Below are 15,712 nucleotides of genomic sequence, written 5' to 3' on the forward strand. Positions count from 1 at the left end.
GCAGTCAGGTGCACGGGTGGAGAATTACAATGGCCTGGAGGTCTGTTTCAAACGTGTCGCTGGTTATGACTATGAAATGAATTCACAAGCCTGTGGTTCGGGCAAATGCCAGATAACCGGCGTTGCCAGCTTGAAGCAGACTCGGCCCACATTTCCAGGCAGTACGGATTCTGCCAGTTATACAGTTGCGAATTGGACTACTCCCACGGTCATCCTCGGTACCACTCCGAATTACGGCAAGCCAGCCAGCGGCAGTCGCTGGGATCTGGGCAACCTGACCATAGATGGTTCGGTCAATTCCAATGAGTCGGGTAATGTCAGCTTCTCGGACAGTTACACCACCTATGTGATGAAAAATCTGACCATGCAGAATCGTGGCGTGATGACGCTGACGGCGGGCAAGACCTATATCATCGAGGGGGACCTGAATCTGAATGGGGGCAGCCTCATCAAGCTAGTTGGTACTGGCACGACCTCGTTTTATGTTAAGGGCAATATGTCCGCCCACAACGACTCGCAACTGCAGACGGGATCTGGTTTCAAGGCCTATGTGGTCGGCAGCATGACGCTGACCGGCAGCGACCAACTGGCGGGAACCTTCTATGCGGAAGGGGATGCCACCTTCGAAAATCAGGTGGTGTTGCGTGGCCAGCTGAGCGCGAAGAACGTCAGTCTGAAAGGAAACAGCAAGGTTATTTATGAGGAGGCCTTCTCCACCTGCAAAGATATTTTCACCGATCCCCCGATGGAGGGGGTCAGCATGACACCGCCCCCCGGTGTGCTGGTGCCACCCCTTGGGGACCTGGTGTGCAGCAAGCAGGGGAGTGGCACCAGCTGTACCGGCCACAGTGGCAACAGCTTTGGGCCCGGGGATCACGACTTCGACGACGGCAGCATCAGCAACCAGGCCGAGATCATCGCCACCGGCGTGACGGCGAGGATCTATTTCAACAACCTCGACCTGAACAACGCCAGGCTCAACCTCCGCAATCCGCCCGAGCATCTCTTCATCTACGTGAAGGGTGATCTCTCCATCGCCGGCCAGAACCAGATCAATGCCGTCGTCTATGTGGCGGGCAATGTCCGCATGGCCGGCAACTCCACCCTCGAGGGGGCGCTGGCGACGGGAGGCAATGTCGATATCAGCGGAAACGGTGACTACTACTTCGATCAGGATGCCGTCGACAAGGTGGACCTCGGTGGTAACAGCTGCGGGGGGAGCACGGGCGGAACCCAGATCGATCACTTCGAGTTCGATCACTCCGGCCAGGCGCTCACCTGCAACCCCGAGACTGTGGTCATCAGGGCATGTGCCGATGCGAGCTGTTCCCGGCTCGTCACCGAGCAGGTCAGCGCGGTCCTTAGCCTCACCCCCGACACCGCCAGCAATGGCTGGGTGGGGGGCAACCAGCTGACCTTCAGCGGGGGCTCGGCCACGGCCCGGCTGCACAACAACACGGCGGGCACCGTGACCATGGGCGTGGCCGGCTCGACGCCGGTATTCCAGCACCAAACCCTGTGCCGAGCGGGTAGTGGTGCCCTGAGCGCCGCCGCCTGTACCTTGAGCTTTGCCGACAGCGGCTTTGTGTTTGATGTGCTGGATACCTATGCCAACAAGCCACAGGATGTGGTGATCAGCGCAGTCAAGAAAGACGATATTACCAAGCAGTGCGTTCCCGGTTTTGCCAGCGTGAGCAAGCCGGTCAGCTTCTGGGGTTCTTATGTCACCCCGAATGCCAATACATTTGGCAGTCAGGTCACGATAGAGGGAAATTCGGTCTCGACTTATGCCGCCAATGTGGCTTCGCCGACGGGCACTGTCATCAACGTGAACTTCGATAGTCAGGGCAAGGCGACGCTGAAAAATGTCAACTATCCGGATGCGGGCCAGATGCGGCTCCACGCCCGTCACGATGGCAGCGGGGATACCGCGGGTCTGGTGATGACGGGCTCGGATCTGTTTGTCAGCCGCCCGGTCGGGCTCTGCATCAAGGCACCACAGGGAGAGTGTATGCGCGGCGCCAATGCGACCAACGCTGACTACGCCGCCAACTGCCCGGTATTCAAGAAAACCGGGGAGACCTTCTCACTGAATATCCAGGCCGTGGCCTGGCAGGCCAACAAAGACGGCGATCTCTGCAGTGGTAACCTGGCAACCCCCAACTTCGCGCTGGCCAATATTGCCCTCGGCAGCGAGCTGGTGGCACCCAAGCCCGGGAACGGGGCGGTGGTCGGCACGTCCCGCTACGACCACTCCAACCAGAAGGGCAGCAGCAACCTCAACACCGTCGGCCAGTCGGTCAACGAGGTCGGGGTGTTCCGGATGACGGCGACCCCGCCGGCGGCAGGTTATTTCAACTACACCATACCGCCCGCAGCCAGCGTGCCTGTGGGGCGTTTCATCCCGGTGGACTTCAACCTGGTGAGCGGCAACATAGTCCCCGCCTGCGATGCGTTTTCCTATATGGGTCAACCCTTCCTGGCGGAGTTGAATATTCAGGCCCGCAATCAGTTTGGCGAGACAACCCAAAACTATCGAGGGGACTTCGCCAAGGGGGATGCCTACCTGAGTGCGGCCAACAACAAGGATGGGGTGTCGCTCTCAGCCCGGCTGCGCAGTCTGGGGCCGCTACCCTGGGCGGCAGGGGAGGCCGACTTCAAGGGGCCGACCGAGTTTGTCCGCCGCACCGATGGTCAGCCAGACGGCCCCTATCGGGCCCTGTCGTTTGGCCTTTATATGAAAGACAACGATGGTGAGCAGACCCTGATCGCCAGTCCCGACTTCAACGACGGACAGCCGGGGTCATGCAGTGGCGCCGGCTGCAATGCCAGGCTCATCGATGAGGTGCCCATGGAGGCGTACTTCGGCCGGGTGCAGGCCGGCACCCGCCAAGGGGTGGCCACGGCCGGGCTGGCGGTGCCGCTGCAACTGCAATATCACGAGGCGGGTGCCTGGCACGCCATGAACGCGGATCAATGTACCCGTCTCTCCTTGCAAGATGGGGGCATCGAGTTCACCGATGGCAGCCAGAGTTTCGATGAGGGAAGCGGCGATCTGGCGCTGGATGGCAACACCCGGATCCGGCTCGGCCTTGGCCCGATCGCCCCCGGCGGCATGGTGGAGAGGGCGAAGGATGGGGTCATCACCTTGCAGTTTGCTGCCCCGGACAGGGCGGTGCGCATTCCGTTCCGGATCGATCTGGGCAAGCAACCTGAGTCAGAGCAACAACCCGGGCGGCGACCACTCTGGCTTTCTGACCCTGACAGTCTGGAAGGCATGGCGATTTTCGGCCTGGGCCGGGGCAACGATCGCATTATTTATCGCCGCGAAGTGATGCCCTGAAAATGATATGGGGACAGGGAGAGGGGCGCTTTGGGATGGGCCTGCGTCTTATCTCCTTGTTTCGTAGTGTTTGTCGGCCTGAGCGGGTGAGTGATGACTCGCATTTTTGTCGCGCTTGATTGACTGGCGACAGTTTGAGCGCTTGCCCATTGGGGTGGGCATTGGTAAAGTTAGCCGGTTTTCTGCACCTCCAAATTCTTAGGATTTCCCGTAGCCATGTTCAAAAAGCTCAGAGGCGTCTTTTCCAACGATCTGTCGATCGATTTGGGAACTGCCAACACCCTGATCTACGTAAAAGATCAAGGGATCGTCCTTAACGAACCCTCAGTTGTCGCCATTCGCCAAGAGCGCGGGAACGCCAAATCGGTCGCTGCCGTCGGTCATGCCGCCAAGCAGATGCTGGGTCGTACCCCTGGTAACATCTCCGCCATTCGTCCGATGAAGGACGGCGTGATCGCCGACTTCTACGTGACCGAGAAGATGCTGCAGCACTTCATCAAGCAGGTTCACGACAACAACTATTTCCGCCCCAGCCCTCGCGTGCTGGTGTGCGTGCCGTGCGGCTCCACCCAGGTCGAGCGCCGTGCCATCAAGGAATCCGCGCTGGGCGCCGGCGCCCGCGAGGTCTACCTGATCGATGAACCCATGGCCGCCGCCATCGGTGCCGGCCTGCCGGTCTCCGAAGCGACAGGTTCCATGGTGGTGGACATCGGTGGTGGTACCACAGAAGTGGCCATCATCTCCCTGAACGGTGTGGTCTACTCCCAGTCCGTGCGTATCGGTGGCGACAAGTTTGACGAAGCCATCATCAGCTACGTGCGCCGCAACTACGGCAGCCTGATCGGGGAAGCCACCGCCGAGCGCATCAAGCACGAGATCGGCTCCGCCTACCCGGGCGAAGAGGTGCGCGAGATCGAAGTCCGTGGTCGCAACCTGGCCGAAGGGGTACCGCGCAGCTTCACCCTGAACTCCAACGAGATCCTGGAAGCGCTGCAAGAGCCGCTGTCCGGCATCGTCTCCGCCGTCATGGTCGCCCTGGAGCAGTCCCCGCCCGAGCTGGCGTCCGACATCTCCGAGCGCGGCATGGTGCTGACCGGTGGTGGCGCCCTGCTCAAAGACATCGACCGTCTGCTGATGGAAGAGACCGGCATCCCGGTCGTCGTGGCTGAAGATCCCCTCACCTGTGTCGCCCGTGGCGGTGGCAAGGCGCTGGAACTGATCGATATGCACGGTGGCGATCTGTTCCACTACGAATAAGACCCAAAGCCGGCCGAGCGCCGGCTCTTTTTTGACGACTCATGAAACCCATCTTTGGTAGAGGCCCTTCGCTTCAGTTACGGTTGTTTCTCGCCGTCATCATCTCTGTCGCTGCCATCGTCGCGGATTCCCGCTTCGGTGTGTTCACGCACGTCCGCGTCTATCTGAGTTCCCTCGTCAGCCCGCTGCAATACATCGCCAACGCGCCAGGCACCCTGCTCGACACCATGTCGACCCAGGTGCAGACCCGATCCAGCCTGATCGAGCAGACCAAGCAGCAGGAGCAGCAACTGTTCACCCTGCGCTCCCGCCTGCTCAAGCTGGATCAGCTGGAGCACGAGAACCAGCGTCTGCGCGAGCTGCTGGGTTCGCCTGTGCACAAGGAGTCCCGCAAGATGGTGGCCGAGCTGCTGTCGGTGGATTCCGACCCCTTCAGCCATCAGGTGCTGATCAACAAGGGGGCGCTGGACGGCGTCTACAACGGCCAGCCGGTGATCAACGATCAGGGGGTGGTCGGCCAGGTGCTCCACGTGGGCTCCACCACCAGCCGCGTCCTGCTCATCACCGACTCCAGCCACGGCATTCCGGTGCGGGTGCTGCGCAACGATCTGCGCGCCATCGCCTCCGGCAGCGGCGAGCTGGACAAGCTGGAGCTGCGCAACCTGCCGCGCAACACCGACGTCCAGGTCGGCGATCTGCTGGTCACCTCTGGCCTCGGCGGCCGCTTCCCGGAAGGTTATCCGGTGGCGACCGTGACCCGATCCGATTACGTGGAGGGCAAGCCCTTCGCCCAGATCGAGGCCAAGCCCCTGGTGGCGCTGGACAGGCTGCGTTACCTGCTGCTGCTGTGGACCGACAAGAAGCCGGAAGTGCATGACGACGAGGCCATGGCGCCGGTGGCGGCGCCCTCTGCGGCGACGGCCACCTCGGCGGCGGAGGCGACGCGCTGATGCTGCAACCCGCCAGCGGCAGGATCTGGATCTGGATCTCGATCCTGCTGGCCCTGTGTCTCTCGATCCTGCCGCTTCCCTTTCAATTCGAACCCTTCCGGCCGGACTGGCTCGCCATGGTGCTCATCTACTGGGCGCTGGCGTTGCCGCACCGCACCAACGTCGGCACCGCCTGGGTGGCGGGCCTGCTGCTGGACGTGCTGCTCGGCAGCACCCTCGGCGTGCGGGCCATGGCCATGGCCATCACCACCTATCTGGCGGCCTTCCAGTTCCAGAAGATCCGCAACTTCTCCCTCTGGCAGCAGGCGCTGATCATCGGTCTGCTCTCCCTGGTGGGCAAGATCACCGTGTTCTGGGCCGAGCACCTGTTCAGCCGGGCCAGCCTCAACCTGGCCTATTTTTGGTCGACGTTGACAACGATGTTAATATGGCCCTGGATTTTTATGGTCTTGCGCAAGGTACGCCGTCGCTTCAATATCAAGTGAACATGAGCAAAAACAACGGATTGTAACTGCGTCTCATCTCATTGAGTGAATATGAACAAGCACAACGAACTGCAACTCTATCTCGCCTCGGGCTCTCCCCGCCGGCACGAACTGCTGACCCAGCTGGGCTACCGCTTCGAGGTGCTCAGGCTGGATGTGCCCGAGCAGCGGGAGGCGGGCGAAAAGCCCCAGGATTACGTCTGCCGGCTCGCCCGTGACAAGGCGATGGCCGGTGTGGCCGCGGCCCCGACCCCATTGCCTGTGCTGGGGGCCGACACCATAGTGGTGCTGGGAGACAGGGTGCTGGAGAAACCCTCCGACCTGCTCGATGCCAAGGACATGCTGGAGGCGCTCTCCGGCAAGGTTCACCAGGTGATGACGGCGGTGGCTCTGGCCACCCCGGATCGCTGCGACGTGCGGCTGGTCACCACCAATGTGGCATTCCGCAAGCTGGACGAGGCCGAGATAGAGGCCTACTGGCGCACGGGTGAACCCTGCGACAAGGCCGGTGCCTATGCCATCCAGGGAATCGCCGGCAAGTTCGTCAGCCGCATCGAGGGGAGCTACAGCGCCGTGGTCGGCCTGCCCCTGCTGGAGACGGATCTGTTGATCAAGCAGCACCTCGAGCAGACTCGGTAATCCCCTCGTCAGCAGTTCGCTGCTGAGTTACCCGTTGTTCGTCGTGCCAGAATTCAAAACTAGAAAGGCAAGGTAACTTATGTCAGTAGAACTGCTGGTGAACGTCACCCCCTCAGAGACCCGGGTCGCCCTGGTCGAGAACGGGCTGCTGCAGGAAGTGCATGTAGAACGTCAGGCCAAGCGCGGCATAGTGGGCAACATCTACAAGGGCAAGATCAGCCGGGTGCTGCCCGGCATGCAGGCCGCCTTCGTCGACATCGGCATGGACAAGGCCGCCTTCCTGCACGCCTCCGACATAGTGCCCCACACCGAGTGCGTGGCGATCAAGGAGAAGGAGCAGTTCCAGGCGGGCAACATCGCCGAGCTGGTGCGCCAGGGCCAGGACATCATGGTGCAGGTGGTGAAAGATCCCCTGGGCACCAAGGGTGCCCGTCTCACCACCGACATCACCCTGCCGTCCCGCTACCTGGTGTTCATGCCGGGCAGTGCCCACGTCGGCGTCTCCCAGCGCATCGAGTCCGAAGCGGAGCGGGAACGCCTCAAGCGCACGGTGGCGGGCTATGTGGACGAGCTGGGTGGCTACATCATCCGCACCGCCGCCGAAGGGGTGGGGGAGCAGGAGCTGGAGCAGGACGCCGCCTTCCTCAAACGCCTGTGGCGCAAGATCCTGGAGCGCAAGCAGAAGTACCCGCCCTGCAAGATCCTCTACGAGGATCCCAGCCTGGCCTTCCGGGTGGTGCGCGACTTCGTCGGCGCCGAGCTCGACAAGATCCGGGTCGACTCGCGCCAGAGCTTCGAGCTGCTTTCGCATTTCACCGGGGAGTATGTGCCCGAGCTCGCGAACAAGCTGGAGTACTACTCCGGCGAGTCGCCCATCTTCGATCTCTACGACGTGGAGAACGAGATCCAGCGCGCCCTGGAGCGCAAGGTGGAGCTGAAATCCGGCGGCTACCTCATCATCGACCAGACCGAAGCCATGACCACGGTGGACATCAACACCGGTGCCTTCGTCGGCCATCGCAACCTGGAAGAGACCATCTTCAACACCAACGTCGAGGCCACCGCCGCCATCGCCCGCCACCTGCGGCTGCGCAACCTGGGCGGCATCATCATCATCGACTTCATCGACATGCAGTCCGAGGATCACCGCCGCCGGGTGCTGCACAGCCTGGAGCTAGCGCTGGCCAAAGACAGGGCCAAGACCAACGTCAACGGCTTCTCCCAGCTCGGGCTGGTGGAGATGACCCGCAAGCGCACCCGGGAGAGCCTGGAGCACGTGCTCTGCTCCGAGTGCCCCGAGTGCAAGGGGCGCGGCCGGGTCAAGACGGTGGAGTCGGTCTGCTTCGAGATCCTGCGGGAGATCATCCGGGTCAACCGCGCCTACGATGCGGATCAGTTCACCGTCTATGCGGCCCCCTCGGTGGCCGATTACCTGCGGGGGGAGGAGTCCCACAGTCTGGCCGAGCTGGAAGTCTTCATCGGCAAGCAGGTCAGGGTGGTGACGGAGCCGCTCTGTGGGCAGGAACAATTCGATGTGGTGATGATGTAATTGATCTACCGCTGGCTGAGTCGGGGCTGGTTAGCCCTCGGGGTCTTCTTCGTGCTGCTGGCCATCCTGGTCAGCGTGGTACGCCTTGGCGGCCCCCTGCTCAACCAGCACAGGCAGGCGCTGATCGCCACCCTGCTCGGCGACAGCCAGCTGGAGGTGAGCGTCGAGCATGTCGGGCTGAGCTGGACCCAGCGCGGCCCGGCTCTCGAGCTGCAAGGGCTCGCCATCGCCCCCGATTCGGGGCGCTTCTCCCTGCGCCTTGGCAAGGTGTGGGCCCACCTCGACTTCTGGCGCTCCCTCAACGACTGGAAGCCGGTGTTCGGCCAGCTGCTGCTGAGCGACGGCGACATGGCGCTGGATCTGGCGCAGCCGGCCGCCCCGACCGGCGAGAAGAGCCCGGATCAGCAGCGGGCCCTGCTGCGCTTCCTGCTGACCCAGCTCTCCACCTTCGACATTCATGACAGCCGCCTGAGCGTGACCACGGCGCTCGGAGAGGTGCGCGCCCTCAACATCGCCCAACTGCGCTGGCAGAATCGCGGCAAGCGCCATCAGGGGGTGGGCAAGGCCTACCTCATCAACGGGGTGGGCGAGAGCGCCATCGATCTCATCATCGACGTGGATGCCCCACAAGTGCGCCTCGACAGGCTCAAGGGCCAGCTCTACCTGGGGGCCAGCGAGCTGGACATCAGCCCCATGCTGGCGCGGATCCACGCTGGCGAACCCAGGGTGACCGGCCAGCTCGACTTCCAGCTGTGGAGCGAGTTCGAGGGGGGGAGGCTCGGCAACTCCCTGCTGGCCTTTGGTAACAACCACCTGATCTGGAAGGACGAGGTCAAGGGGGAGCCGCACCGGCTCGATCTGCAGGGGGGCAAGATCCAGCTGCGGCGCGACGGTGAGGAGTGGCAGCTCGCCAGCCATGACGTGACCTTCAAGCTCGACGGGGCGACCTGGCTGCAGAGCCGGTTGCAGCTAGAGCGGGTCGGTTCCCGCATCCAGGGCTATGTGCCTGCCATCGATCTCAACCAGATGGCCAACCTGAGCCAGCTGGTCTCGGGCCTCTATCCCGAGCTGACCAAGACCCTCAAGCACACCCAGCCCAAGGGCAAGGTGCAGGAGCTGGTGCTGCAGGCCGATGGCGACTGGCAGGGGCTCTCCCTGAGCGGCCAGCTCAGGGGCTTCGAGACCAGAGCCTGGCACGACGTGCCCGGGCTGCAGAAACTGGACGGCGACTTCTGGCTGACCCCGGCCGGAGGCAGTGCCCGCCTGACCCTGGGCAAGGGCAAGGTGGATCCCGCCCGACACTTCAAGGTGCCGATCCCGGTCGACAGCCTCTCGGCGCGCCTCGACTGGTGGCGGGAGACCCAAGGCTGGGTGCTCTACGGCCAGGACATAGCGCTGGATAACGAGGATTTGAGCCTCGCCAGCCGTTTCCGCCTCGATCTGTTCGAGCACCCCTTCCTCGCCCTGACCGGCCGCATCGACGTGAAGAATGCGGCCCATGCGGATCGCTACTATCCGCTGGCCGTGATGAGCGACGGCCTGGTGGACTACCTGAGCGGCGCCATCAAGGGGGGCAAGGCCAAGGGGGCCGATCTGCTCTGGTATGGCGAGTTCCGTGACTTCCCCTACGACAAGGGCCAGGGGGTCTTCCAGGTTGCCGTGCCGCTGGAGCGGGCCACCTACGAGTTCTTCCCCGGTTGGCAGCCACTCACCGACCTGCAGATCGATCTGTTGTTCCAGAACGCGGGTCTGGATATGCGCAGCAGCGCCACCCGGCTCGGCAAGGCCAGATCCGACGCCGTGCATGCCTGGATCCCGGATCTCTCCCCCGGCGCGCACCTCTATGTGGATGCCAAGGTCCAGGGGGAGGGGCAGGCCATCAGCGGTTACCTGCAGGAGTCTCCCCTCGCGGGCTCCGTGGGTCAGGCGCTGCGGGAGGTCGAGATCCGCGGCCCCATGGAGGGCACGGTCAAGCTCGACATCCCCCTGGATGGCAAGGGCGAGGTCAAGGCCAGCGGAGAGGCGAACTTCCATGACAACAGCGTCAGGATCGCCGCCCTGGATCTGCCCCTGGAGAAGGTGCAGGGACGACTCGAATATGACAACGAGCACACGCACTTCAGCAACCTCAAGGCCAGCCTCTGGAACCAGCCGCTGACCCTGGATTACCGGGGCAAGCAGTTGCCCCACGGCTATCAGGCGGATCTCAAGTTCAAGGGCCTCTGGGACAGCAGCCGCCAGCGCCAGGACATCCCCGCCCTCGAGATGCTCAAGGGGCGCAGCAACTGGACGGGGACCCTGGGGCTGACCCTGCCCGAGAACAAGGCCTTCAGCTTCCAGCTGGCGCTGGACTCCAACCTGCAGGGGATGGGGCTGGATCTGCCGGTGCCGCTCGCCAAGGCGCCCGGGAGCCGGCTCCCCCTCAAGGTCACAGCACGGGGCCGCGACGGCAGCGCCGACATTCGCGCCGTGCTGGGGGCCGATGTGGATATGCAGAGCCGGCTGGTATATGGCGAGGGGGCGGCCTACCTCAGCCGGGTGCGGGTCAACGTCGGCCAGCCCGGGGCCAGGGTGCTGCAAGACAAGCCCATGCTGCTCGCCATCAATCAGCCCCAGGCCGACGTGGCCGGCTGGCTGGCGCGGCTCACGCGCTGGTTGCCGGGCAAGGAGGCGGGGAGCAGCGGCAATGCGGTGGTCGGCCCCGCCTTCCTGCCTCAGGAGTGGTGGGTCGATGGCCTGCTCGCCCAGGCCGACATCGGCAGCGCCAACCTCAAGGCGGTGCACTTCACCGTGGGGCCGGTGAACCTGGCCACCGAGGTGATGATCGACAGCCCCGAGGTGATGGGAGTGGTGCGCATTCCCGTGACGGACAGGCAGCCCATAGACGCCAAGTTCGCCCGTATTCACTGGTCAGGCAAGGGATCCGACCTCAGCCCCGAGCCCGATGCGAGGCAGGACAAGGCCATCATGGATGCCATTCCCTGGCTCACCTTCAGCTGCGTGGATTGCCGCTTCGGTGCCCTGCCCCTCGGGGAGCTCAAAGGGGAACTGGTGCCCGGCGCCAACCGGCTCGATCTCAAGGGGTTGGAGATGCGGCTCGCCGGCAGCACCCTGAGCGGGAGCGCCGAGTGGCTGGCGCGGCCCGGCCAGATGCAGACCCGTGCCCGTGCCCACCTCAGCACCCAGAACAGCGAACTGCTGCTCAAGCGACTCGGCTTCACCTCGCCCATAGGCGACGCGCCGGGCAAGCTGGCGCTGGATCTGAACTGGCGTGACGTGCCCTACCGACTGGATCTGCCGACCCTGGCAGGCAGTGCCGATTACCAGCTGGAGGGGGGCACCCTGCGGGAGGTCAACGACAAGGGGGCGCGCCTGCTCTCCCTGCTGAGCCTCGACTCCCTGATGCGCAAGCTGCGCCTCGATTTTCGCGACGTGTTCGACAAGGGCTTCTACTTCGAGTCCATGTCCGCCTCCGCCAGGATCAAGCAGGGGGTGGTGGAGAACAACGACTTCTACATGAAGGGGGCGGCGGGCAACCTGCGTGGCGAGGGCATCGCCGATCTGGTGCGCTGGCATCTCGATTACGATCTGAGCTTCTCCCCGAACCTGGGCGGCACCCTGCCGGTGGTGGCGGCCTTCTCCCTGACCCCGATCACCGGGCTCTATGTGCTGGCCCTCTCCAAGCTGCTGGAGCCCGTGGTGGATGTGGTGACCCGCATCGACTTCCGGGTCTCGGGCCCGCTGGATGATCCCAAGTTGATCGAGGCCGGCCGGGATCGCGCCCGCATCAAGCTCAACCAGCAGCAGAAGCAGGCGGTGGATGCGGTGGCGCCGAACCTGCCCGCCGAGGAGGTCACCCCCTTCCTGCTGACCCCCAAGCCCGGCGAACCTGCCCGGCGCTGAACGAGTGGCCCGGCACCATCACAAGGAGTGAGCCATGATCCGACATATCCTGCTGATCGCCTTCAAGCCGGACACTCTGCCCGAACAGATAGACGCGGTGCGCGCCGCCTTCCTCGCTATCCCCCATCAGGTCAGCGGCGTGCTGGCGGTGGAGTGGGGGCGGGATGACAGCCCGGAGGGACGGGCCGAGGACTTCACCCACAGCGTGCTGATGACCTTTGCCGACGAGGCAGCCCGCCAGCGCTATCTTCCCCACCCGGATCACGATGCTCTCAAGGCCATCTTCCGCCCGGTTCTGGAACGTATCATAGTGCTGGATTACACCCTGCAGGCCGGCGATGCGGCTGTTGTTGGGGCGCTGTCATGATGGAGGATGAGCGCTGGGGCAAGATTCCACCGCAGCAATTCGCGTTGTTGCGAGCCGTGGTGGAATATGGCAAAGCCCATCCCGCCATTGGTGCCGGGGTGGTGGTTGGTTCGCTTGCCAAAGGAAAGGCGGACCGGGTCTCTGATGTCGATGTCTTGTTGCTGGCCGAGCCGGGCTTTCATCAGCATGGGGAAGAGCTGGTACGTTCCATCGTGGGTGAACGTGCTGTGTTCCACTGTTGGCAAGGAAGACATGAAAATGTCTGTTCCTACTGGCGCTATATCTTTCTGGATATGTCCAGCATCGAGATCCATATCCTTGATCGCGATGCCGGTTTCCCGCTTGCCAAGCCTTACTTGCCTCTTTTTGATAAAACCCATTCTCTATCGGCGCTGGAGGTCGCGGGGCCCGCTCCCAGCCATTGGGATTTCCCTGCCTATATGGGGGACGGTAATGGTCTGGTATGGGAGTTGTTCGATTGCCTCAAATGGGCGGAGCGGGGACAACGGGGATTAGTCAGGCATCATCTGCGTAAACTGTTGGCAGAGATGGATAAAGACCCGAATATTGTGGACCGCGAGTAACGCGGACAAGGAGAGAACCATGTGGTTAGCTGCAATACAGTTGATCTCGGGCCGTCACTGGCAGGATAACCGGGCACAGATTGCCGCCGAGCTGGCGGCGCTGCCCAGGGAGCGCCCCTTGCTGGTGCTGCTGCCGGAAAACTTCGCCCTGTTCGGCGAGCGCCAGGGCTATCTGGACGGGGCAGAGGCCCTGGGTGAGGGGCCCATCCAGACCCAGCTGGCCGCCTGGGCGCGGGAGTACGGGATCTGGCTGGTGGCCGGGGCCATGCCCACCACCATCGCCGGTTCCGACCATATCCACACCAGCTCCCTGGTGTTCGATCCCGGCGGCGAGCTCAAGGGCCACTACCACAAGATCCACCTGTTCGACGTGGACGTGGCGGACAACCACGGCCGCTACCGGGAGTCCGAGACCTTCAGCCCGGGCCAGGAGTGCGTGCTGGTGGACTCTCCCTTTGGTCCCCTCGGCCTCTCTATCTGTTATGATTTGCGCTTCCCCGAGCTCTATCGCCGGCTGGCCCGGGCCGGCGCCCGGGTGCTGCTGGTGCCTGCCGCCTTCACCGCCGTGACCGGAGAGGCGCACTGGGAGCCGCTGCTGCGGGCCCGTGCCATCGAGAACCAGTGCTATGTGGTGGCCGCCAATCAGGGGGGCACCCACGAGACGGGGCGCCAGACCTGGGGCCACAGCATGGTGATCGATCCCTGGGGCCGGGTGCTGGCCTGCCAGGATTCGGGCCCTGCCACCGTGCTGGTGAAGATGGAGCCCGGGCTGGTCGACGAATTGAAACGCACCATGCCAGTGCTGACCCATGCCCGTTTGTTGTGATGGTGTGGCGAAGAACTAAAACGCAGCCGTTTGCCCGTTATGGCGCACGCCCGTTTGCTCTGATGGTGTGGCGAAGAACTAAAACGCAGCCGTTTGCCCGTTATGGCGCACGCCCGTTTGCTTGATTGACGTAGGGTGCAACAAGCGAAGCGCATTGCACCTGTGTCTGTCTTTGGGTTGGCGATGCAATTCACTTCGTTCATTGCACCCTACGAATACGAACTTGTCACCGGGCCACACCGGATGAATTAACCGTTACGACATCTCGCATCGAGAGTGGAGAGAAAGATTGAGTCTATTGAGCCAGGTTAGTGCCTCCCTGTTGGCCCCGAACGATCTCGACGAGGGGCGGCTGCAGCAGCTGCTCGGCAGCCTGATGAGCCATCAGGTGGAGTTCGGCGACCTCTATTTCCAGCGCAGCTGGCACGAGTCCTGGATGCTGGAGGACGGCATCGTCAAGGATGGCAGCTACAACATCGATCAGGGGGTGGGGGTGCGCGCCGTCAGCGGCGAGAAGACCGGCTTCGCCTACTCGGACGAGCTGAGCCTGCTGGCGCTGCAACAGTCGGTGACCGCGGCCCGCGGCATCGCCGCCGCCGGTGCCCAGGGCAAGGTGAAGGCCTGGGCTCGCACCGAAGCGAACCTGCTCTATCCCGCCATGGATCCGCTGCAGACCCTCGACAAGCAGCAGAAGATCGCCCTGCTCGAGCAGATGGACAAGTTCGCCAGAAGCCTGGATCCCGCCATCAATCAGGTGATGGCCTCCATCAGCGGCGTCTATGAAGAGATCCTGGTGGCCGCCACCGATGGCACCCTGGCCGCCGACGTGCGCCCCCTGGTGCGCCTCTCGGTGACCGTCATCGCCGAGAAGGGGGATCGCCGGGAGCGCGGCAGTGCCGGCGGCGGTGGCCGCTTCGGTTACGATTACTTCCTGGAGCTGGACGGGCTGGAGAGCCGGGCGTTTGGCTATGTGCGCGAGGCGGTGCGCCAGGCCCTGGTGAACCTGGAGGCCATAGACGCGCCGGCCGGGACCATGCCGGTGGTGCTGGGGGCAGGCTGGCCCGGCGTGCTGCTGCACGAGGCGGTGGGCCATGGGCTGGAGGGGGACTTCAACCGCAAGGGATCGTCTGCCTTCGCCGGTCGCATCGGCGAGCAGGTCGCCTCCAAGCACTGCACCATAGTCGATGACGGCACCCTGGTGGGTCGGCGCGGCTCCGTCTCCATCGACGACGAGGGGACGCCGGGGGGGTACAACGTGCTGATCGAGAACGGCATCCTCAAGGGCTACCTGCAGGACAAGCAGAACGCCCGCCTGATGGGGGTGCCACTCACCGGCAACGGTCGCCGCGAATCCTACGCCGCCCTGCCGATGCCGCGCATGACCAACACCTACATGCTGGCGGGTCAGCACGATCCGGCGGAGATCATCGCCTCGGTGAAGAAGGGGATCTATGCCCCCAACTTCGGTGGCGGCCAGGTGGATATCACCTCCGGCAAGTTCGTCTTCTCCGCCTCCGAGGCCTACCTCATCGAGGATGGCAGGATCACCGCCCCCATCAAGGGTGCCACGCTCATCGGCAACGGCCCCGAGGCCATGAGTCAGGTCTCCATGGTGGGCAGCGATCTCGCGCTGGATCGCGGGGTCGGGGTCTGTGGCAAGGAGGGGCAGAGCGTGCCGGTCGGCGTCGGTCAGCCCACTCTCAAGCTGGATCAGCTCACCGTGGGTGGCACCTCCTAGGTTGCCTTGGCCGCGCAGCGGCATCACCAGACCCAAGCAAACCCCGGCCCGCAGCCGGGGTTTTGTTTTTG

At 63.6% G+C, this 15,712-nt stretch carries 11 protein-coding genes; all 11 read left to right on the forward strand.

Annotated features, from left to right (window positions below; translation table 11 throughout):
• Positions 1-76 precede the first annotated feature (76 nt).
• Positions 77-3,343 carry a DUF6701 domain-containing protein gene (locus ACWPWQ_RS13500; RefSeq protein WP_454010021.1) on the forward strand — a complete coding sequence of 1,089 codons (3,267 nt, stop codon included), beginning with the start codon at positions 77-79 and terminating at the stop codon, positions 3,341-3,343.
• A gap of 216 nt (positions 3,344-3,559) precedes the next feature.
• Positions 3,560-4,600, forward strand: a complete 1,041-nt coding sequence (locus ACWPWQ_RS13505; protein WP_005308111.1) for a rod shape-determining protein — start codon at positions 3,560-3,562, stop codon at positions 4,598-4,600.
• A gap of 41 nt (positions 4,601-4,641) precedes the next feature.
• A complete protein-coding gene (mreC, locus tag ACWPWQ_RS13510; protein WP_139439229.1) occupies positions 4,642-5,550 on the forward strand; it encodes a rod shape-determining protein MreC in 909 nt (302 codons plus the stop codon).
• Positions 5,550-6,035 carry a rod shape-determining protein MreD gene (mreD, locus tag ACWPWQ_RS13515; protein WP_025325450.1) on the forward strand — a complete coding sequence of 162 codons (486 nt, stop codon included), beginning with the start codon at positions 5,550-5,552 and terminating at the stop codon, positions 6,033-6,035. The genes mreC and mreD overlap by 1 nt, the downstream gene beginning before the upstream one ends.
• A gap of 51 nt (positions 6,036-6,086) precedes the next feature.
• Positions 6,087-6,674 carry a Maf family protein gene (locus ACWPWQ_RS13520; protein ID WP_202047758.1) on the forward strand — a complete coding sequence of 196 codons (588 nt, stop codon included), beginning with the start codon at positions 6,087-6,089 and terminating at the stop codon, positions 6,672-6,674.
• Positions 6,675-6,753: 79 nt separating this feature from the next.
• Positions 6,754-8,223 (forward strand): ribonuclease G, encoded by a 1,470-nt coding sequence (gene rng, locus ACWPWQ_RS13525; protein ID WP_025325452.1) that lies wholly within the window; start codon positions 6,754-6,756, stop codon positions 8,221-8,223.
• Positions 8,224-12,126: a YhdP family protein gene (locus ACWPWQ_RS13530; protein ID WP_454010022.1), complete on the forward strand. Its 3,903-nt coding sequence runs from the start codon at positions 8,224-8,226 to the stop codon at positions 12,124-12,126.
• 34 nt (positions 12,127-12,160) lie between these two features.
• Positions 12,161-12,493, forward strand: coding sequence for a Dabb family protein (locus tag ACWPWQ_RS13535; RefSeq protein ID WP_454010023.1), 333 nt, complete (start codon positions 12,161-12,163; stop codon positions 12,491-12,493).
• The gene (locus tag ACWPWQ_RS13540) at positions 12,490-13,077 is read left to right on the forward strand and encodes a nucleotidyltransferase domain-containing protein (protein ID WP_454010024.1); all 588 of its coding nucleotides are present in this window, start codon (positions 12,490-12,492) and stop codon (positions 13,075-13,077) included. Before ACWPWQ_RS13535 ends, ACWPWQ_RS13540 begins: the two co-directional genes overlap by 4 nt.
• A gap of 19 nt (positions 13,078-13,096) precedes the next feature.
• Entirely contained in the window at positions 13,097-13,903 is an 807-nt protein-coding gene (locus tag ACWPWQ_RS13545) for a carbon-nitrogen hydrolase family protein (protein ID WP_202047754.1), read from the forward strand.
• Positions 13,904-14,192: 289 nt separating this feature from the next.
• Positions 14,193-15,641 carry a metalloprotease TldD gene (tldD, locus tag ACWPWQ_RS13550; RefSeq protein ID WP_162519299.1) on the forward strand — a complete coding sequence of 483 codons (1,449 nt, stop codon included), beginning with the start codon at positions 14,193-14,195 and terminating at the stop codon, positions 15,639-15,641.
• Positions 15,642-15,712: the final 71 nt, after the last annotated feature.

This window comes from Aeromonas sp. Marseille-Q7275, from assembly GCF_965119515.1.